Origin of the sequence: Pigmentiphaga litoralis, assembly GCF_048632615.1 — a bacterium.
GTDB classification, from domain to species: domain Bacteria; phylum Pseudomonadota; class Gammaproteobacteria; order Burkholderiales; family Burkholderiaceae_B; genus Pigmentiphaga; species Pigmentiphaga litoralis_B.
The window spans coordinates 3,622,464-3,642,142 of record NZ_CP184479.1 but is presented as its reverse complement, the minus strand read 5'-3'; the positions used below and the strand labels follow the sequence as shown (position 1 = coordinate 3,642,142).

Annotated in this window: 17 protein-coding genes and 2 pseudogenes; 6 read left to right on the top strand and 13 right to left on the bottom strand. The window is 65.3% G+C overall.

Annotated elements, in window-relative coordinates:
• Nucleotides 1-8: 8 nt before the first annotated feature.
• The 3 genes from ACNANG_RS16650 to mnmD are packed head-to-tail and all read right to left on the bottom strand — an operon-like array spanning nucleotide 9 to nucleotide 2,418.
• Nucleotides 9-440, bottom strand: coding sequence for an FAD-dependent oxidoreductase (locus ACNANG_RS16650; RefSeq protein WP_420227570.1), 432 nt, complete (start codon nucleotides 438-440; stop codon nucleotides 9-11).
• Nucleotides 347-1,492 carry a hypothetical protein gene (locus ACNANG_RS16645; RefSeq protein ID WP_420223914.1) on the bottom strand — a complete coding sequence of 382 codons (1,146 nt, stop codon included), beginning with the start codon at nucleotides 1,490-1,492 and terminating at the stop codon, nucleotides 347-349. Before ACNANG_RS16645 ends, ACNANG_RS16650 begins: the two co-directional genes overlap by 94 nt.
• Nucleotides 1,489-2,418: a tRNA (5-methylaminomethyl-2-thiouridine)(34)-methyltransferase MnmD gene (mnmD, locus tag ACNANG_RS16640; protein WP_420223913.1), complete on the bottom strand. Its 930-nt coding sequence runs from the start codon at nucleotides 2,416-2,418 to the stop codon at nucleotides 1,489-1,491. The genes ACNANG_RS16645 and mnmD overlap by 4 nt, the downstream gene beginning before the upstream one ends.
• A 285-nt stretch (nucleotides 2,419-2,703) precedes the next feature.
• Here mnmD and ACNANG_RS16635 point away from each other — a divergent pair, with 285 nt between their 5' ends.
• Nucleotides 2,704-3,570, top strand: a complete 867-nt coding sequence (locus tag ACNANG_RS16635; protein ID WP_420223912.1) for an inositol monophosphatase family protein — start codon at nucleotides 2,704-2,706, stop codon at nucleotides 3,568-3,570.
• Nucleotides 3,571-3,618: 48 nt separating this feature from the next.
• On the opposite strand, the gene ACNANG_RS16630 is transcribed toward ACNANG_RS16635, so the two are convergent.
• The 3 genes from ACNANG_RS16630 to ACNANG_RS16620 form a co-directional block, all read right to left on the bottom strand.
• Complete coding sequence (locus ACNANG_RS16630) at nucleotides 3,619-4,923, bottom strand: phospholipase A (protein ID WP_420223911.1); 1,305 nt, start codon at nucleotides 4,921-4,923, stop codon at nucleotides 3,619-3,621.
• Nucleotides 4,924-5,086: 163 nt separating this feature from the next.
• Complete coding sequence (locus tag ACNANG_RS16625; RefSeq protein ID WP_420223910.1) at nucleotides 5,087-6,781, bottom strand: long-chain-fatty-acid--CoA ligase; 1,695 nt, start codon at nucleotides 6,779-6,781, stop codon at nucleotides 5,087-5,089.
• A 118-nt stretch (nucleotides 6,782-6,899) separates the two neighbouring features.
• A complete protein-coding gene (locus ACNANG_RS16620) occupies nucleotides 6,900-8,051 on the bottom strand; it encodes an aminopeptidase (protein WP_420223909.1) in 1,152 nt (383 codons plus the stop codon).
• A gap of 240 nt (nucleotides 8,052-8,291) precedes the next feature.
• On the opposite strand from ACNANG_RS16620, the gene ACNANG_RS16615 reads away from it, so the two are divergent.
• Nucleotides 8,292-9,542, top strand: coding sequence for a M20 aminoacylase family protein (locus ACNANG_RS16615; protein ID WP_420223908.1), 1,251 nt, complete (start codon nucleotides 8,292-8,294; stop codon nucleotides 9,540-9,542).
• 192 nt (nucleotides 9,543-9,734) lie between these two features.
• Here ACNANG_RS16615 and ACNANG_RS16610 read toward each other — a convergent pair.
• Nucleotides 9,735-11,043, bottom strand: a pseudogene (locus ACNANG_RS16610) (glycerate kinase type-2 family protein).
• 48 nt (nucleotides 11,044-11,091) lie between these two features.
• Between ACNANG_RS16610 and ACNANG_RS16605 the strand changes: the two are divergent.
• The 3 genes from ACNANG_RS16605 to ACNANG_RS16595 all read left to right on the top strand — a co-directional run bounded on the left by ACNANG_RS16605 (nucleotide 11,092) and on the right by ACNANG_RS16595 (nucleotide 12,742).
• Nucleotides 11,092-11,559 carry a MaoC family dehydratase gene (locus ACNANG_RS16605; RefSeq protein WP_420223907.1) on the top strand — a complete coding sequence of 156 codons (468 nt, stop codon included), beginning with the start codon at nucleotides 11,092-11,094 and terminating at the stop codon, nucleotides 11,557-11,559.
• Between the two features lie 131 nt (nucleotides 11,560-11,690).
• Nucleotides 11,691-12,323, top strand: coding sequence for a ParB/Srx family N-terminal domain-containing protein (locus ACNANG_RS16600; protein ID WP_420223906.1), 633 nt, complete (start codon nucleotides 11,691-11,693; stop codon nucleotides 12,321-12,323).
• Nucleotides 12,275-12,742 (top strand): ParB/Srx family N-terminal domain-containing protein, encoded by a 468-nt coding sequence (locus tag ACNANG_RS16595; protein WP_420223905.1) that lies wholly within the window; start codon nucleotides 12,275-12,277, stop codon nucleotides 12,740-12,742. Before ACNANG_RS16600 ends, ACNANG_RS16595 begins: the two co-directional genes overlap by 49 nt.
• Nucleotides 12,743-12,815: 73 nt before the next feature.
• Here the strand turns inward: ACNANG_RS16595 and ACNANG_RS16590 are convergent, their stop codons facing one another.
• Together ACNANG_RS16590 and ACNANG_RS16585 are read right to left on the bottom strand one after the other, a co-directional pair.
• Nucleotides 12,816-13,880, bottom strand: a complete 1,065-nt coding sequence (locus ACNANG_RS16590; protein WP_420223904.1) for a tartrate dehydrogenase — start codon at nucleotides 13,878-13,880, stop codon at nucleotides 12,816-12,818.
• A gap of 158 nt (nucleotides 13,881-14,038) precedes the next feature.
• On the bottom strand, nucleotides 14,039-14,941 hold the full coding sequence (locus ACNANG_RS16585; RefSeq protein WP_420223903.1) for an alpha/beta fold hydrolase: 903 nt from the start codon (nucleotides 14,939-14,941) through the stop codon (nucleotides 14,039-14,041).
• Between the two features lie 241 nt (nucleotides 14,942-15,182).
• Here ACNANG_RS16585 and ACNANG_RS16580 point away from each other — a divergent pair, with 241 nt between their 5' ends.
• Complete coding sequence (locus ACNANG_RS16580) at nucleotides 15,183-16,088, top strand: LysR family transcriptional regulator (RefSeq protein WP_420223902.1); 906 nt, start codon at nucleotides 15,183-15,185, stop codon at nucleotides 16,086-16,088.
• 119 nt (nucleotides 16,089-16,207) lie between these two features.
• Here the strand turns inward: ACNANG_RS16580 and ACNANG_RS16575 are convergent, their stop codons facing one another.
• The 4 genes and pseudogenes from ACNANG_RS16575 to ACNANG_RS16560 all read right to left on the bottom strand — a co-directional run bounded on the left by ACNANG_RS16575 (nucleotide 16,208) and on the right by ACNANG_RS16560 (nucleotide 19,477).
• Nucleotides 16,208-16,942 (bottom strand): amino acid ABC transporter ATP-binding protein, encoded by a 735-nt coding sequence (locus ACNANG_RS16575; RefSeq protein ID WP_420223901.1) that lies wholly within the window; start codon nucleotides 16,940-16,942, stop codon nucleotides 16,208-16,210.
• Between the two features lie 39 nt (nucleotides 16,943-16,981).
• Nucleotides 16,982-17,673 (bottom strand): annotated as a pseudogene (locus ACNANG_RS16570) (amino acid ABC transporter permease).
• A gap of 12 nt (nucleotides 17,674-17,685) precedes the next feature.
• Nucleotides 17,686-18,441, bottom strand: a complete 756-nt coding sequence (locus ACNANG_RS16565; RefSeq protein WP_420223900.1) for an amino acid ABC transporter permease — start codon at nucleotides 18,439-18,441, stop codon at nucleotides 17,686-17,688.
• 130 nt (nucleotides 18,442-18,571) lie between these two features.
• Nucleotides 18,572-19,477, bottom strand: a complete 906-nt coding sequence (locus ACNANG_RS16560; RefSeq protein WP_420223899.1) for an amino acid ABC transporter substrate-binding protein — start codon at nucleotides 19,475-19,477, stop codon at nucleotides 18,572-18,574.
• Nucleotides 19,478-19,679 lie beyond the last annotated feature (202 nt).

The window sequence follows — 19,679 nt, the reverse complement described above, 5'->3', positions numbered from 1 at the left end:
GTCGGTTTTCAGCGCCAGCCGATCATTTGAAGCAATTCCCGCTCCAGCATGAGGGGTTCGCCATCAAGCAAGGCGGCGATGATGTCCCCAGCCAGGGCCGACCAGGTCAGCCCGCGCGAGGCATAGCCCGTCGCCAGCCAGATGCCCGATGCAGCAGGCCATTCGCCTACTACGGGCAGCCGTCCGGGCACTACGGCGCGCCATCCGGCCCAGCCGCCCAGGCCGGGCAGGTCACGGGTGACAGGGGCGATGGATGGCAGGAGATTCGTTGCCCGTGTCAGGTTGGCGTCGCTACCTTCAAGCGTGGCGCGGGCCGTGCCGACGTCGTAGACATAGGTACTGCCTGTTACACATTGGCCTTCCACGGAGGGCAAAACATACCCTTCCCCGGCGACGATGCAGCGGGGCGGCGGGCCCCATTCACGGTTCGTCGCCGGCAGGGTGGTGATCTGGCCGGCGACGGCGAGTTGGTCGTCGAAGCGGGTGGGAGTTGGTGCGGGGGCTGCACGCCGGGCGACGACGCGGGTGAGGCGTCGAATTCCGCGCGGCGCAGCAGCTGCGGCGCGCCGGTGCTGTTGGCGATGATGACGACTTCGGCAGCGGCAAGGACGGCGCCGTGGGCGTCCAGGGCTTGCCAGATGTAGGGGCTGGTGGATGGCGGGCGGCTGGGGGCACCGGCCGAAGTCGCGTCGGCGGGGACGTTGGGGGTAGGAGCGGCGGTGGCGGTGGCGGTGGGGGTGGTGGCGGCGGGGGCGGCGGTGGCGGAAGCAGTGGCGGCGGCGGCTGCGGCAGTGGCGGCTGTGGCGGCTGTGGCGTCGGCGCGAGCGGCGGCGGCGCGAGCGGCGGCGGCGGCAGGGGCTGCCGCTCCGCCAGCCGCGGCAATGTCAGACGCCGTGCCAGCCTCCCGCGTTATGTCGACTTGACGTAAACCGTGCACCTGCGCTTTGACGCGGACGATGCCTGGATGGGCCAGAAGCCGCTCGCACAGCGCCTGCGGCCGGACACGCAGGCCGTCCGGGAAGTACAGCCCACCGCGAGGAATGGCGGTGCCGGCAATTCCGGAGGCTTCCTTGGCATCGACCGCCCTCACCCAGTCCGGCGGGAAACCCAGGGCATCCATCGTGGCCTGCAGGTCGGCCTCCTTGGCGACGGACTTGGCCAGCTGCAGGGTGCCGGTGCGGGCAACGACGTCGCCGTCGATCCAGGGCGCCCAACGGGCCAAGGCACGCAAGGCGCCGGCGCGTGTGAGCCGCGCGCGCGCGTTGTCGTCACGGGCGAAGAGCGGCGTCAGCGCGGCGGCGAGGTGGCCCACATTGAGCACCTCGTCGAAGGGAACGCCCTCGGCCGGAACGTTATCGAGCGGGCCCCGGACGCCCGACACCTCGTCCACCACCGATTCCCTTGCCAGCGGCGCGCTTGCCTGGGCGGCACCAAAAGCCCTAGTGCCGCCCGTACCCAAGGCCTCGTCGACCGCCGATCCTCCTGCCATCACCGCGCTCGCCTGGCCGGCGCCAACGTCCCCACTGCCGCTGCCCGCCAGGCTCGGCCCGTGGCCCCCTCCGGCGCGACCACCGTCACTCGCCATCCCCGCAGGGCGAGCGCGTACGCCACATTGGCGCCCGAGATCCCGGCGCCAACCACAATGGCATGCCGTTCCTTGAACACTGGCGGCGGCGGCGACGCATGCCGCGGGACATACCGTGGCGCATAAGTTGCCACCGTCATCACCCGCTTATAGCCAAAGCCAGGATGCTTGCGCACCGCAAATCCGGCCTCGGCCAGGGCGCGGCGCACATCCCCGGCGCTCGACCACGTGGCGGCGGTGGCGCCCGGTGCCGCCAGGCGCGCCAGCGCCTTCATCAACGGGGGCGACCACATTTCGGGATTGCGGGCGGGCGAAAACCCGTCCAGAAAGAAGGCGTCGACGTGCGCCGTCAATTGCGGCACCACGTCCAATGCGTAGCCGAAGGCCAGCGTCAGCGTCAGCGCCCCGCCTTCCAGGTCGATCCGATGCAGCCCGGGCAGCAGCGGCGGCCATTGGGCGATCAGGGTTTCGGCCATGCCGCGCAGATCGCCTTCCAGCTTGCTGGCCAGCAGGGCCGTCATGTGCTCGCGCGAAAAGGGGTGCGCTTCGACCGACACCATGTGCAGTCTGGCCGGCCGGTCGGGATCTGCTCGCCAGGCTTGCCAGAGCGCCAGGAAGTTGAAACCCAGGCCAAAGCCTGTCTCGCACACCGTAAACCGCTTGCGGCCGCGCCAGCGTTCGGGCAGGCCGTTGCCTTGCAGAAAGACGTAGTCAGCTTGGGCGATCGGCCCTTGCACGGCGTGGTAGACGTCGCCATACCGTTCGCTGAACGGCACGTTGGCGGAAGCAAAAGCGGGCTGAGAAGGAATGAGGGGCGTATACACGGGCGCCATGATACCCCTGCAGGCGCGGCTGCCCGCTCACATGCCTGGCGTGATGCCTACTCACATGCCTGCTGACATGCCTGGCGTAATGCCCACCCACGTGCCCGCCGACATACCTGATGCAATGCCTACCCGCACGCCCACCTAGGTGCCTATCAACATGCCCACCGACATGCCTATCGACATGCCCACCGACGTGCCCGCCTTAGTCATCCCACGCGACGCCTCTTGCGGTCACAAAGCCTTCACACTTTGCCCCTTACGCCCTAGTCCAGCCGGACGTAAACTCGGATCATGAGCACACCTACCGCCCCCGCCAAGTCCCCTGCCCTGGATCTTTTTGCCGCGCTCGACGCCGCGGTCACGGCCGCCCACGCCGGCGCGGCGGTGCTGCAGGCCTACGCCCACAAACGCGCCGAACTGGTCATCGATACCAAGGCGCGCAATGACCTGGTGTCGCAGGCCGATCGGGAAGCCGAGGCGGCCATTATCGATGTGCTCAAGGCTCGCACGCCGCAGTTCGGCATCGTGGCCGAGGAAACCGGGGGCACGCCGACGGGTTCCGCCAGCTGGTACATCGATCCACTGGATGGCACCACCAACTTCATTCATTCGATCCCGCATTACGCAGTGTCGATCGCTCTGGTCGCCCAGCCGGGCTGCGCCGTGTGTTTCGGCACCCCCATGACCGAAAGCGGGCCGGTGGTGGCCGTGGTGTACGACCCGGTGCGGGAAGAGATGTTCACGGCCGTGCATGGCGTGGGCGCCTGGCTGAACAGCCATCGTATCCACGTGTCGCGAACCGCGTCATTCAACGATGCGGTGCTGGGCACGGGCTTTCCGTACAGCGACATGTCGTTCAGCGAACACTACATGCCGATGCTGAACGCCGCCATCCACCAGACCCAGGGCGTGCGGCGCAATGGCGCTGCCGCGCTCGACCTGGCCTGGGTGGCCTGCGGGCGATTCGACGGGTTCTGGGAATTGCGGCTGAAGCCGTGGGACGTGGCGGCGGGTACGCTGCTGGTGCGCGAAGCCGGCGGACAGTGCTTCGACGCCATGGGCCGGCACCCCTGGCCGATCGATGGCAACGTGGTGTCGGGGAACAACGTCGTGGCGCCGGCATTGATGGCAATGGTCCAGCCTCATTTGCCGCGGTGATCATTTGCCGCGGTAATCATTTGCCGCGGTAATCATTCGCCGCGGTGATTACCGCACGATCATCAAGCCCACCCGGAACTGGGAACCCGATGCGCGGTTGTAGTCCAGCAGCGTTTCGCCATACCCATTGAAGTACTGCAGGTGCAGGAAGCCGTTCAGGTTGCCCAGGTATTCGCCACGCAGCGGGTAGGCCACGTCGAATTGCAGCGAGCCACGGCCATCGCCCCGGCGGATCACGCTCGACACCATCGGGCCGTCATCCATTGCCCAGCGGATCTGGTAGTCGGTGTGCCCACGATAGTCGGTAATGTCGGGATTGCCTTCGCGTGTCAGGAAGGTTCTCACCTTGGGCGCGAAGCTCAGCGTGCTGCCGTTTTCCAGGCGATAGCGCAGGGCAGGACGGGCGTACAGCGTGTTCACGGCACGGGAAAGCGTGCCTTCCTTGCCGTTGGATTCGTGCTCGAAACCGCCATCGAAGCCCATCGAGAAGCGGCGGTTTTCGGATTCCCAGATGCGGTCCGACAGCCAGAAGAAGCTGGGGCGGTAGCTGCTGTCACGGAACGGCGCGGATTCTTCGCCCAGGTCCCAGATCGACGTTTGTGTGTAGCCGAAGTACAGGTTGTCCTTGAAGCCGGAGCTTCGCGTGCCGGTGGGCTGGAAGAAGCGGTATTTCAGGCTGATCTGGAACTTGGCGTTGAGGTCGCCGCGGCCGCCCAGGCTGAAATACACCGGTTCGTACGACGACAGTGCGCTGCGGAAGCGGTCCAGCGTGGAGCTTTCGAAGCTGGAATTGGCGACCGCGTCGGCCGGGGCCGGGCCCACCGTGGCGTTGCCCGCCACGCCGCCACTGGCTGCGGACACGCCGCTCAGCACGCCCGAATCGGGCACCACGGCCACGGTTTTGCCGTCCAGCGCCTGCTTGTCGGCGTCGATGATCGGGCCGACCGCCGGGGTCGACGCGATGGTGCCGCGTTCGGCGGTGGTGGCGTCCAGCGCCAGCAGCACCGGTTCGCCTTCGATGTTCACGGCTTGCAGGCCCTTGACCTGCTGGGGCACGGTGGCCGTCCAGGTCACGCGCGAGAAGCGGCCCACGGGCAGTTCGATCGCGGCGACGTCCCGTTCCAGCCGCGCGCGCGAGCGGATCACGCCGCCTTCGGCGTTGCGCCACTGCAGCACCAGTTCGCGCGGCGCCACATAGCTCAGGGTGCCGTTGCCGTCGTTGAACAACATGGCTTCGACCTTGACGGTTTCGCCAGGGCCCGCCTGCAGGCGATCCAGGCGGAAAGTGACCGCCGCGTCCGCCGCCAATGGAGCGCCCAGCGCCAGCGCCGCGACGGCCGCGGCTGCGGCCATCGGTATGGTCCGACCGCCCGCGGCAACCCGCTTGTTCAACCTGAAACCCCTGCGCACCATGATGTCCTCGATCTGCTCGAACTGCTGCCAAAACAATAGGCGCCCCGTGTCGGAGCGCCAGCTATTCTAGTGCCGAAAGAAAAACCTGCCCGCATTGACTATTTCAAGACGTTTTTTTGTCTGAATCACGCAATTCCCGGCGAAGAATTTTCCCGACGTTGGTCTTGGGCAGTTCGTTGCGGAACTCCACCTTGCGGGGCCGCTTGTAACCGGTCAGATGCTCTTTGCAGAAGGCCAGCAGGTCGGCTTCGGTCAGCGCCGGATCCTTGCGGACCACGAACACCTTGACCACTTCGCCGGAGTGTTCATCGGGCACGCCCACTGCGGCGCATTCGAGCACCCCCGGATGTTGCACCACGACGGCTTCGACCTCGTTCGGATAGACGTTGAAGCCAGACACCAGGATCATGTCTTTCTTGCGGTCGACGATGCGCACATAGCCGCGCTCGTCCATCACGCCGATGTCGCCTGTCTTGAAGAAGCCATCGGGCGTCATGGCCTTGGCGGTTTCGTCTGGCATGTTCCAGTAACCCGGCATGACCTGCGGTCCGCGCAATGCGATTTCACCCTGGCTGCCGATCGGCACGGGCTGGCCGGCGTCATCGAGCATCAGCACTTCGGTGGAAGGCAGCGGCAGCCCGATCGTGCCGGTGTACTCGCGCACGGTGACCGGGTTGCAGAACGCCACGGGCGACGTTTCGGACAGGCCGTAGCCTTCGCAGATCGGCGTGCCGGTGGCCTTCAGCCAGCGTTCGGCCACGGCCCGTTGCACGGCCATGCCGCCGCCCACGCTTACGCGCAGCGCCGAAAAATCCAGGCTGGCAAAGTCGGGATTGTTGGCCAGCGCATTGAACAGGGTGTTGACCGCCGGGAACAGGGTGAAGGGCCGCTTGCGCAATTCCTTGATCAGGCCGGGAATGTCGCGCGGGTTCGGGATCATCAGGCAAAGGCCGCCGGCGCGCATGCCCAACAGGCCGCACGCCGTCAGCCCGAAGATGTGATACAGCGGCAACGCGCACACGAAGACTTGCTGCGAGCCCCGGGTGCCGGGTGCGTTGCGGATTTCGTCATTCAGCAGCCACGCATCGCACTGCAGGACGTTGGCGACGACGTTCCGGTGCAGCAGCGTGGCGCCCTTGGCCACGCCGGTGGTACCGCCCGTGTACTGCAGGAAGGCCACGTCGTCGGGGGTGATGGTGACGGGCTTGAGGCGCAGACGCGCACCTTCGGACAGCGCGCGCTTGAAGGATACGTGTTGGTCGATCCGCCAGGCCGGCACCAGCTTCTTGATGTGCCGGACGACCAGGTTGACGATCAGTCCCTTGAAGGGTCCGAGCAGATCGCCCATGGACGCGACCACGACATGCTTGATGGGGGTGCGTGCAATCACCTTCTGCAGCGTGCACGCGAAGTTTTCAAGAATGACGATGGCTTCGGCGCCGCTGTCTTTCAGCTGATGTTCGAGTTCGGGCGCGGTGTACAGCGGGTTGACGTTGACCACGGTGTAGCCCGCCCGCAGCACGGCGGCAATGGCCACCGGGTATTGCAGCACATTGGGCATCATGAGCGCGACCCGCGCACCGCGCGCCAGGCCGCGCGACTGCAGCCAGGCGCCCAGTTGCCGCGACAGGCGATCCACCTGCGCATAGGTCAGCACCTTGTCCATGCAGACGAAGGCCTTGCGCTCGGCGAACTTGGTGAAGGACTCTTCCAGCAGATGCGCCAGCGAGGCGTATCGGGTCGGGTCGATCTCGGCCGGGATGCCAGGGGGATATTGCGCGAGCCAGGGTTTATCCATGAAAAGGACTCCTCCGCTTATCGTTGTTGTCGGGACATCGGCACTGGGGCGCAGCACGGGCGCTGCTCATCGTTTCGATGATAGCCCAGAGCGTTTCCAGGCATAGTGGGGAGCGCCCTCACCCCGCGGCCGCCAGGGCCGTCAAGGCGCGCCGCCGTTCGGCCGACGGCAGGTCGGCCAGCGCCCTGACCTCGGCAAAGAAGGGCGCCAGGCTGCCTTGTTGGCACGAGCCGCAGCGTGCGTACAGCGCGCGGAAAGCGGGTACCCACTGATGGTAGGTGGCGACCGAGGCGAAGCGGGCATTGTTGATCTCGCCGGCAAACCAGCCGTCGTAGCCCGGATAGCCCTGCCAGGCGTCACGCTTCAGGGCGTCATACCGGGCGCGCAGGTGAGCCAGGATGGCGGCCTTGGCAGCGCGCCGCTCGGCAATCTGGGTGCCCGACAGGCCAGTCGGATCGGGGCGGGTCGGCGCCTTGGCGCGCCGGGCGTCGGGGCTGTCTTCGCCATACGCCCGTTCCAGTTCCCTGCGGGTGTCGAGCAACAAGGCGATGAACTGACGCTTGCGCCCGGCAAACGCCAGGTACTGATCGCGGATCGGTGCATTCTCGGGCTGCTGCAACCACCGTTCCACGCCGATTTCTTCGACCGTAGTGGCAAAGGATTCGTTGAACATGGTGTCGTTGCGCGCATACACCGTCTGGTGCGCCAGTTCATGGAAGATCAGCCGGGCCACTTCGCCGGCGGGATAGCGGATGAAGGTGTTGACGAGCGGGTCGTCATACCAGCCCAATGTCGAATAAGCCGGCACGCCGCCCACCGTCACTTCCCAGCCGTCGGCCTTCAGGTCCTGCGCCGTGGCGCGGGCGGCGGTCTCGCTGTAGTAGCCGCGATAGTCCAGGCAGCCCACCACCGGAAAGCAGGAGGCTTTCATCCGCAAGGACAGTTCCGGGGTGGCGAATACGTTCCAGACCACGAACGGCCGTTTGACGTCGGCATACCGGGTGTAGCTGTCGTTGTCGGGCAGCCCCAGCGACTGGCTGGCGAAGCGGCGGGCTGCTACCGCCTGCGCCAGCCGGCTGCGCAGGTCGGGCGGCGTAGCCGGATCCGCCAGCACCGCGTCCACGGGGCGCGCAGCCTGCAGCAAGGCCGAATGCCCGCCAACGGACTGGGCGTAATAGCCGATCTGGGCGCAACCGGCCAGCAGGTAAATCGCGGCAGCGGCAGATAGCCAAGGGATGGCGGTCACCAGGCGGCGCACGCTAGCGGGCATCGAGTCGGATCCTTGCACGGTTCGGAGCGCCTAGCGTAGCAGAGGCGCCGCAGCGTCAGGCCGCGATCCGCGGCGCGCCCCGGCTCAAGCGTAGCGGCCCGCTGCGCCCCCGCTTTTGGCCGGGTCGCATTCCGCGGGCACATTGGCCATAATGGGGCTTCGCGCACCGGTGGACGTGGGCGCACCGGCAGCTCAGGTGCACCGCCCTTCCCCGCCGCTGCACGCGCCTGGAGGCCCGCCATGAATCTGCTCGAACCTATCATCCAATTTCAGGAAGAACTGAAAGCCATCCGCCGCGACATCCACGCGCACCCCGAACTGTCCTTCGAAGAAGTCCGCACCGCCGACGTCGTCGCCCGGCAGCTCGAAGCCTGGGGCATCCCGGTTGAACGGGGCCTGGCCACGACGGGCGTGGTCGGCATTGTCAAAGGAACGCGGCCCGGCCACGGTGGCGCGATCGGCCTGCGCGCCGACATGGACGCCTTGCCCATGCAGGAGCGCAATACCTTTGGCCACGCCAGCCGCCACGAAGGAAAAATGCACGCCTGCGGCCACGATGGCCACACCGCCATGCTGTTGGGCGCGGCGCGCCACCTGGCGGCGCATCGCGACTTTGCCGGAACCGTCTACCTGATTTTCCAGCCGGCCGAAGAAGGCGGTGGCGGCGCGCGCGCCATGATGGACGACGGTTTGTTCAGCCGGTTTCCCATGGACGCGGTGTTCGGCATGCACAACTGGCCCGGCATTCCCGTAGGCCAGTTCGCCGTCACGCCCGGCCCGATGATGGCGTCCAGCAACGAATTCGAAATCACCGTGAACGGCAAGGGCGCGCATGCCGCCCTCCCCCACCTGGGCGTCGATCCGATCATGGTGGCGGTGCAGATTGCGCAATCGCTGCAGACCGTCATCACACGCAACAAGAAGCCGGTCGACGCCGCCGTGATCAGCATCACGCAGATCCATTCGGGCAGCGCGACCAACATCGTGCCGAACGATGCGGTGCTGCGCGGAACGGTGCGCACCTTCTCGATGGACGTGCTGGACATGATCGAGTCGCGCATGCGGGCGATCGCCACGCACACGGCCGAGGCCTTTGGCGCGACGGTGGACATGGTGTTCGACCGCAACTATCCGCCGCTGATCAACCACCCGAAAGAAACCGCGTTTGCCGCCAAGGTGCTGGCGTCGCTGGTGGGACCGGATAACGTCAACGCCGAGTGCGAGCCCACCATGGGGGCCGAAGACTTCGCCTTCATGCTGCAGGACAAGCCGGGCTGCTATGTATTCATCGGCAACGGGGAAGGCGACCATCGCGAAGCAGGTCATGGGCTGGGGCCCTGCACCCTGCACAACGGCAGCTATGACTTCAATGATGACCTGCTGCCAGTGGGGGCGACGTACTGGGTGAACCTGGTGCACCAGTGGTTCGGGGCGCATGCCGGGGTAGTGGTAACGGCTGACACTGCCGAGCCCGTGGAAGCCGGCCGCTAAGCGCGCCGGGCGCGGACCTCGGCGCAAGGCGGCGGTCCGCGTGGTGGCGCTCTCACGGCTGCCGCATCGGCCGGGGTCAGGTCATTGGCAGGTTCGGGCCATGGCAGGCTCTGGCCAGGCCATCGACAGTACCGGGGCAAGCTATGACCAGGCTCAGGCCATCGACAGGCCCAGGCCAAGCCGTGACCAGGCTCAGGCCAGCAGAATCACCCGGTAGTCATTCACGTTCGTGAGCGTCGGGCCGGTCACCACCAGGGTCCCTAGCGCATCGAAGTACCCCCACGCATCATTCGTATCCAGCCAGGACTGCGGCGTGATGCCGCGCGCCGCGGCGTCGGCCAGGTGCGCAGTGTCGAACCAGGCGCCGGCATTGTCTTCGCTGCCGTCGATACCATCCGTGTCGGCCGCCAGCGCGGCCACGTTGGGCTGATCACCCAGCTCGGCGGCCAGCGACAGCAGGAATTCGGTGCAGCGGCCGCCGCGCCCGTTGCCTTTGACGGTCACGGTGCATTCCCCGCCTGAAATCAGCGCCACCGGCGCGGTGAACGGCTGCTGGAAGCGCACGACCTGCCGGACCAGCGCGGCATAGACCTTGGCCACTTCGCGGGCTTCGCCCGTGACCGTATCGCCCAGCACCACCGTGCGGATGCCGGCGCGTTCGAATACGGCCGCCCCCGCCTGCAGGCTTTGCTGCGCCGTGGCGATCATGCGGTTGTCGACGCGCTGGAACAGGGGATCGTCGGGCTTGGGTGTTTCGGGATGCTCCCCGCCGCACCGGCCTGCAGCCAGGCGGCCACGGACTCTGGCGTCTCGACCTCGTACCGCGCCAGAATGGCCAAGGCGTCGGCGTAGGTACTGGGATCGGCCACGGTCGGCCCCGACGCGATGGCCGACGGATCGTCCCCCGCCACGTCGGAAATGATCAGGCCCAGCACCGGTGCGCGCGTGGCCGCGACCAGTCGGCCGCCCTGCACCTGCGACAGATGCTTGCGCACCACATTCATGGATTCAATGGGGGCGCCGCTGCGCAGCAGGGCCTGGGTGACGGCTTTCAGGTCGTCCATCGACACGCCCGGCACCGGCAAGGACAGCAGGCTGGACCCGCCCCCAGAGACCAGGGCGATCATGAGGTCATCCGGCCCCAGGTCGCGCGCCAGGGCCAGGATGTCGCGGGAGGCGTCTTCGCCAGCCGAGTCGGGCACCGGATGGGCAGCTTCAAGGCAACGGATCCGCGACAGCGGCAGGCCATGCTTATAGCGGGTCACCACCACGCCCGACAGGGGGCGTCGGCTGGCCACGCGTTTTCCACGGCGCGCGCCATGCTGGCGGCGGCTTTTCCTGCCCCGACCACCACCGTCCGGCCCTTGGGCGGCGAAGGCAGATGCGCGGCAATGACACACAGGGGGTCGGCGGCGGCCACGGCGGCCTGGAACGATTCGAGCAGGAGCGTTTGCATGGCGGAATGGGGTCTTGGAGTTGTAAACGCCAGCGTTAGCGCCATTTTCTAGTCATCTGTCGGCTAACATGGCGGGCTTGAGGAGACACCGGCATGCGGCATTTTGACACACTGAACGAACTGATCGACCACGTCGGAACCGAGGTCGCCGTCAGCGATTGGCTCGTGATCGACCAGTCGCGGATCGATCGGTTCGCGGACGCCACCGGCGACCACGCCTGGATCCATGTCGACGCCGACCGCGCGGCCAGCGGCCCTTTCGGCGTGCCGGTCGCGCACGGCTTTCTGACGCTGTCCCTGATCCCGCTGTTCGCTGCCACCGCCATGCACATCGCCGACGTGGTGACCGGCGTCAATTACGGATTGAACCGCGTGCGGTTCGTGTCGCCCGTGCAGGTCAATAGCCGTCTGCGTGCGCGTTTCACGCTGATGTCGATCGACATGTTGCCCGAGACGGCCGGTCAGCGCGGCGCCCAGGCTGTATGGGCGATCACCATCGAGACCGACGGCGCAGGCAAGCCGGCCTGTCTGGCCGAGTTCATTGCACGATATGGGGTGTGATCTGGCGCGGACCTGAACCGCGCCGGATCACACCGGATCCTTTCTTTCTCTCGAACTTGACCGTTATGCCACATGACGGCGCCCGGCGACGCGCCGTGCCCGTCGAGTGAATGTTCCATCGCCAGTCACCCATGCTGGCATTCACTGAGTTGCACCCTGCCATGATGTTCCCGCCCTTGCGCCTCCGGGCTGCAGCCGGCACCTTTGCCGCCGTTGCCGCTTCGATGGCTTTGACCGGACCGGCCGTTGCGTCGGCCCCGGATCTATCTCCCTTTCCCCGCGCCATTGCCGACATCCGGCCGGGTGCCGTATTGCACCTGCGCATCGACGAATTGCGCCCGACCCAGCCTGCCGTCGGCTATGACCAGGTCTACGCGACGCTGGAACGCTACCGGCGCAGCCCGCAGGACAAGTTCGACGACTACTGCTTCTACAACGGCCAGCGCGGCGTCCGGGCGTTTGACCCGGCCAGGTCACGCATCGACGATCCGGCCAGCTTTGCCTGCAAGCAGGACGCGCCCGACGCGGCCTCGCCGCATGCAGCGACCCTGTACGGCGTGGTGATCGGCCCGGGCGGCAGGTTCTACCTGCAGTCCGGCCACCATACGGCCGTCGCGCTGACGTCCTTGCCTGACGGCGGCAGTCACGTACGCATGACGGTGCGGGTCGAGGAAAACTACAGCTTGATGATCCCGGGGGCGGCTTCTGGACACGAATGGCGGCCGAACGGCGCGTCTGGCTGCGCAACGCGCAAGGGCAGATGATTGCGCCCGAAGCGCTGCCACAGACCTTTCGCCTGGTCGACCTGCGGGATGACCCGTATCGAAGCCTGGTGTTCTTTACACGCGACATCGGGTATGTGCGTCCGCAAGGCGGAACGCCGCACGTCGAAATGGCGTGGGCGTACTGGCTGCGCAAACGGCGCGACCCTGACCTGTCGGCCTACCGGCTGGACGATGTGGCGTCATATCGGGATGCGGTGATCGCGGCCGCGCGCAAGATGGTGGCATTGCGCGACAACGACATCCTGGTGGACCGCATGACGGCCTTGTCACTCGGCAAGTTGCCAAGCTTCGACGCCAAGGACGGGCTCAGGAAAGTGGCGCGCGAGGGCAGCGCCACTCAGCCTCCCGGCGCCCTGGTCGACGCCGTCCTGTACAAGCAGCGGTTCGTCGAGCCGTAAAGCGGCCCGCTGACCGAGCCGCGTTCACAGGCCGCGCTGGCGATGGCAGGCGCCGCCGGGGCCCGGCCTGCCTTCAGCCCGCGACGATCGCGGCAATGGCGTCGCCGACCTCCGTCGTCTTGGCCGTGCCCTTCATGTCGCCCGTTCGCGGGCCGTCAGCCAGCACCTTTTCGATGGCGGCCAGGATCACGTCGTGCGCTTCTCGGTAGCCCAGGAATTCCAGCATGAGCGCGCCCGACCAGATCTGCGCGATCGGATTGGCGATGCCCTTGCCGGCAATATCGGGCGCCGAACCATGAACGGGTTCGAACAGCGACGGAAAGTTGCGGTCCGGATTCAGGTTGGCCGACGGCGCAATGCCGATCGTGCCGGTGCAGGCCGGGCCCAGGTCGGACAGGATGTCGCCGAACAGGTTGGATGCGACCACCACGTCGAACCAGTCGGGGTGCTGCACGAAGTGTGCGGTCAGAATGTCGATGTGGAATTTGTCGACCTTGACGTCGCCATAGTTGGCCGACATGGCTTCGACGCGTTCGTCCCAGTACGGCATGGTGATGGCGATGCCGTTCGACTTGGTGGCCGACGTCAGGTGCTTCTTGGGACGCGACTGGGCCAGTTCAAAGGCGAACTTGAGCACCCGGTCGACGCCAGTGCGGGTCATGACCGTTTCCTGGATCACCACTTCGCGGTCGGTGCCTTCGAACATGCGGCCGCCCACGCTGGAGTACTCACCTTCGGTGTTTTCGCGGACGACATAGAAATCGATGTCGCCGGGTTGGCGGTTGGCCAGCGGCGACGGCACGCCCGGCATCAGACGAACCGGGCGCAGGTTCACATACTGGTCGAATTCGCGGCGGAACTTGAGCAGCGAGCCCCACAACGAGATGTGATCGGGCACCGTTGCAGGCCAACCCACCGCGCCAAAGAAGATGGCGTCGTGACCGCCGATCTGCGCCTTCCAGTCGTCCGGCATCATGGTGCCGTGCTTGGCGTAGTAGTCGCAGGACGCAAAGTCGAATTCGTCAAAGCTCAAGTCGATGTTGAAGCGCTGCGCCGCGGCCTTCAGTACCTTGATGCCTTCGGGCATCACTTCGGTGCCGATGCCGTCGCCGGGGATCACTGCAATACGGTGGGTCATGGAAAAGTCTCCTGGAAAGCGGGGATTTGCGTTGAAGTGCAATTCGGGGAACCCATCGGGTTCCGGTTCGATGGGTTGTGCGGGTCGGTCGTGTGAAGCGGTCGTGTGGATCGGTTGCGCGGATGAAAGGCCGCGCGCCCCGGCGCGCCTTGCCCGGGTCAGTTCTTGAAGAAACCGAGCACCTCGGGTAGCAGCAGGTCGGGCGCTTCTTCGGCCAGGTAATGGCCACAATCAATGGCGTGGCCGTCCACGTCGTTGGCAATGGCTTGCCATAGACCCAGCACGTCGAAGTGCCGCGCCACGACGCCTTTGGCGCCCCACAGCACCCGCAGCGGGCACTGCACTTTTTCACCCGATGCACGGCCGTCACGGTCGTGGTCCAGGTCAATGCCTGCCGACGCGCGATAGTCTTCGCAGATCGCATAGGCCCAGCCCGTTTTGCGGGCGCAGCGTTCGTATTCGGCCATGGCGGCATCCGTGAACGGCGCCAGGCCCGCATGCCGTCCGCCCATGACCGAACGGATGTAGAACACGGGGTCGGCTTCCACCATGCGATCGGGCAAGGGGGCGGGCTGGACCAGGAAGAACCAGTGGAAATAGGCCTGCGCAAAGCCGCGCGTGGTCTGGTCGTACATGTCCAGCGTGGGCGCGATGTCCAGCAGCATCATCCGGTCGACACGCGCGGCGTGATCCAGCGACAGCCGGTGCGCGACGCGGGCGCCGCGATCGTGGGCAAGCACCTGGAAACGCTCGTGGCCCAGATGGGTCATCAACGCGGCCAGATCCTGCGCCATGACGCGCTTGCTGTAGCCGTGGTGGTCATCGCCACCCTGTGGCTTTTCGCTGTCGCCATAGCCGCGCAGGTCCGCCGCCACGCAGGTGAAGCGCGCGGTCAGGGCCGGCCACAGCTTGTGCCACATCACATGGGTTTGCGGATGGCCGTGCAGGAGAAGCAGCACCGGACCCGTGCCGGCCTGGCGGAACGCGATGTCGACGCCGTTGACCGCCACGTGCTGGACGGGCAGGTCGAACAGGGAATCGGGAGCAACGGTGGCAGTCATGAAAGGCCCTGGAGATAGGAGTTGCTGTCGTGGACGACAAGGAGTCAAGGCGTACCTGGCGATGAGGCGCAAGGGCAAGGCCGCATTTCTGGATGCCGCCGCCCCGGCGTTACCACCGCGTATCCGGCGCGTCACGACAAGTGCATGGGACACATTCTGGCACGGGCATAATGCGCGTGCCGGAAAACCATTCATTCCTAACATTCACAAATCTTGCGTGCATAGCCCTGGAACCATGACGATGGCGAACGAATCCGACCTGGCTTTCTTCACCCTGCTGGCACGGCAAGGCAGTCTGACCGCCACCGCGCGGGAATTGGGGGTGACGCCGGGCGCCGTCAGCAAACGGCTGCAACAGCTGGAGCGGCGATTGGGGGTGCGGCTGGTGCAACGCACCACACGCAGCATGAGCCTGACGCAAGAAGGCGAAACCTATCTTGGGCATGCGCAGCGCATCCTGGCCGACATCGATGCGGCCGAAGCCTCCATTGCCACCGCGCACCATCAGCCCAGGGGCCTGCTGCGGGTCAATGCCACCTTTGGTTTTGGCCGCGCGCATCTGGTCCCCGCCATGACCGCGTTTGCCCGCCAATACCCCGACGTGCAACTGCAGCTGCAATTGACCGATGAACCGCTGGATCTGGCGGATCAGGCATTTGACTTGGGCATTCGGGTGGCGCCCCTGGCGGATACGGTCCTGGTCGCCCGGCGGATCGCGCCGAACCGTAAATTGCTGCTGGCGTCACCGGACTACCTGGCCGCCCACGGCATGCCCGACAAACCGGCGGACCTGGCGCTGCATCAGTGCCTGGTGATCCGCGAAAACCATGATGCCTATGCCCTGTGGCGGCTCGGGTCGGGACGACTGGCGCGCACGGTGCGGGTCCAGGGTGCCCTGTCGTCGAATGATGGCGAGGCCGTGCGCCAGTGGGCGCTGGCGGGCCTGGGCATCATCATGCGGTCGGAATGGGACGTGGCCGCCGACGTGAAGGCCGGACGGCTGGTGGAAGTGCTGCCTGCGTGGAAACCCGCGCCGGCCGACATTTTTGCGGTGTACCCGGAGCGGGAACGCGTGCCCGCCAAGGTCAAGACCTTCGTGGACTTTCTATGCGCAAGCCTGGGAGACGTACCGCCCTGGCGGCGGTGACGACCCATGGCTGAATGAGACAGCGACCCGCCGCTGAATAAGACAACGACCTGCCGCTGAATGGATACAGCGAACCCCAGCGGAGGAGGACGACATTCCCGGCGCCCTCCTCCGTCCTGTCAGTGCTGCAGGATCTTCGACAGGAACTGCTTGGCGCGGTCCGACCGTTCTTCGGTCGGGCTGAAGAAAGCTTCTTTCGAGCAGTCTTCCACGATCTTGCCGGCATCCATGAAGATGACCCGGTGCGCCACTTTGCGGGCAAAGCCCATCTCGTGCGTCACCACCATCATCGTCATGCCTTCCTTGGCCAGGTCGACCATCACATCCAGCACTTCATTGACCATTTCCGGGTCGAGCGCCGACGTGGGTTCGTCGAACAGCATGGCGATCGGGTCCATGGACAAGGCGCGGGCGATTGCCACACGCTGCTGCTGGCCGCCCGACAACTGGCCCGGAAATTTGTCTTTGTGCGCCTGCAGGCCCACACGATCCAGCAGTTTCAGGGCGCGCACTCGGGCTTCTTCCTTGCCGCGCTTGAGCACCTTGACCTGCGCCAGCGTCAGGTTGTCCGTCACGGTCAGGTGGGGAAACAGCTCGAAATGCTGGAACACCATGCCGACGCGCGAGCGCAGCTTGGGCAGGTCCGTCTTGGGATTGGCGACGGAAATGCCGTCGACCTCGATGTCGCCTTTCTGGATCGGTTCCAGCGCGTTGACCGTCTTGATCAGGGTCGACTTGCCCGAGCCCGACGGCCCGCACACCACGACGACTTCACCCTTGGCGATGGAGGTGGTGCAGTCGGTCAGGACCTGGAAGGAACCGTACCACTTGCTGACGTTCTTGATCTCGATCATGTCCGAGACTCCGTAAAGAAATGGGTAGGCAATAGGGGGTCAGCGGATGATCGCGACGCGTTGCTGCAGGTGCTTCACGAGTTTCGATGCGCCAAAGCAGATGATGAAATACACCAATGCGGCAAACACATACATTTCGACCAGCCGGCCGTCGCGCTGCGCCACTTTCGACGCCGCGCCCAGGAAGTCCGTGATCGACAGCACATACACCAGCGACGTGTCCTGGAACAGCACGATGGTCTGCGTCAGCAGGATCGGGATCATGTTGCGGAAGGCCTGAGGCAGGATGACGGTCGCCATGACCTGCCAATAATTCAGCCCCAGCGCATAGCCTGCCCACGCCTGTCCGCGCGAGATCGACTGGATCCCGGCCCGCATGATTTCGCAGAAGAAGGCCGCCTCGAACATCGTGAAGGTGATGACCGACGACCAGTAGGCGCCCACCTGGATGGGCGTGCTGGAACCGATGATCCACGCGCCGATGTAGGGCACCAGGAAGTAGAACCAGAAGATCACCAGCAGCAGGGGCAGTGAGCGCATCAGGTTCACGTACGTGCCCGCCACCCCCGATAGCACCTTGTAGGGCGACAGCCGCATCATCGCCAGCAAGGTGCCGAAGATGACGCCAAAAAGGTTGCCGTGACGGTCAGCGTCAGGGTGAAGACCATGCCCTCTTTGAACAGATAGGGAGCGGTCCGCCAGATGGTATCGAAGTCGAAATTTTCAAACATGGCTCGCTCCGATCAATGGCCGCCGGCGTTCTGCCGGGGCCCGCTGAAACCTGGAATCGCAACGCGCTGCTCGACCCACCGCATGCCGAACACCACGCACAGGCTGATGCACAGATACAGGATGGTCGCGGCCGTGAAGGCCTCGAACACCTGGAAGCTGAATTCCTGCATGGACCGTGCGCGGCCCGTGATTTCAAGCAGCCCGATCGTCAGGGCGACAGACGAGTTCTTGATGATGTTCATGAACTCGGACGTCATGGGCGGCAGCACCACGCGATACGCGATGGGCAGCAGCACGTAGCGATAGGCCTGGAAGCCGCGCATGCCCAGCGCCGTCGCGGCCATGCGCTGGCCGCGCGGCAGCGACTGGATGCCGGCACGCACCTGCTCGGCCACCCGCGCGGACGTGAAGAAACCAAGACAGAGGACGGCGGGGATGAAGGAACCCCAGGGTGGCGGCACTTGCTTCATGGCGTCGCCCATCGATTCGGGCAGCGCTTCGGGCAGCACGAAGTACCACAGGAACAACTGCACCAGCAGGGGAATGTTGCGGAACAGTTCGACGTAGGCATTGCCCAGGCGGACCGCCCATTTGGATTGCGTGGTCCGCATGACGCCGACCAGCGAGCCCAGCGTGAAGGCGATGACCCAGGCCAGCAAGGCCGTGGACAGGGTCCACCACAACCCCGAGATCATGGTGTCGAGATAGGTGCCCTGGCCGTCCGGGGAAAGCTCCCAGAAGATCTTCCAGTTCCAGTTGTAGTTCATGGCGTTTCCTGCGGGGTGGATTCGTCAATCGGGAGATGCCCCGGCGATGCCCATAAACACAGAGGACCCGCGGTGGGTCCTCTGTGAGCCAGGCGTCGTCGGGTGGATCCGGAACGCGTTGGAAGTGGCTTTACATGTAGTCTTTGCCGTCGCCCGAATCGGTGGGCTTGGCAATGACTTTTTTCAGCTGTTCGCTCATGGGAACGTTCAGGTTCAGGTTACGCGGCGGAATGGGCTGATTGAACCACTTGGTGTACAGCTTGGTCAGTTCGCCGGACTTCATCAGGTCGGTCACGGCCTTGTCGACCACCTTCTTGAAGGCGTCGTCACCCTTGGGTTCGATGATGCCGTACGGTTCGACCGTGTAGGGCTTGGTGCTGATCATGTAGGTCTTGGGCGACTTGGAACCCGCCACCAGGCTGTACAGCAGGATGTCGTCCATGAAGAACGCCGCGGCACGGCCGCTTTCGACCATCAGGAAGGCTTCGGCATGGTCTTTGGCGGGAATGATGTTCATGCCCAGATTGTCCTTGCCGTTCGTTTCGGTCAGCCACTTCAGGTTGCTGGTGCCGGCGGTGGACACGACCGTCTTGCCCTTGAAGTCGGGCAGGTCATTGAGCTTGGCGCTGGTCTTGGCGACGAACCGCGTGGCCGTCACGAAGGTGGTGGGCGCGAACGAGACTTGTTGCTGGCGTTCGGTGTTGTTGGTGGTGGAACCACATTCCAGGTCCACGGTGCCGTTGGCGATCAGCGGCAAGCGGGTGGCGGACGTGACGGGTTGCAGCTTGACGTTGATCTTTTGCAGCTTCAGTTCGGTCTTGACGGCATCGGCAATCCGGTTGCAAATGTCCATTGAATAGCCGATCGGCTGTTGCTTGTCGTCCAGATACGAGAACGGAATGGACGAATCGCGGTGGCCAAGTGTGATGGTTCCCGTGTCCTTGATTTTCTTGAGGCGGCCAGTCAGTTCCTGCGCGTGGACGGAGCCCGCGGCAAGGGTCAGCGCGACGGAAAACAGCACGATGGACTTCTTCATGAAATCGCCTTCCTGTAGATGGGGTTCGGACGAGTGTAGCAAACAACGAACGGAAAAAAGCCAGGGAATTGTTGCGACTTCAGTCGTTGCGAAGCTGCGAAATTCCTTGCGAATGTCGTTGTGTTGCGACCCTTCGTCCAGCCCCTGCATCACACCGGAAAATGACGTGCTGCAGTGGGCAGGCGCCCACTGCGCTGGCGCG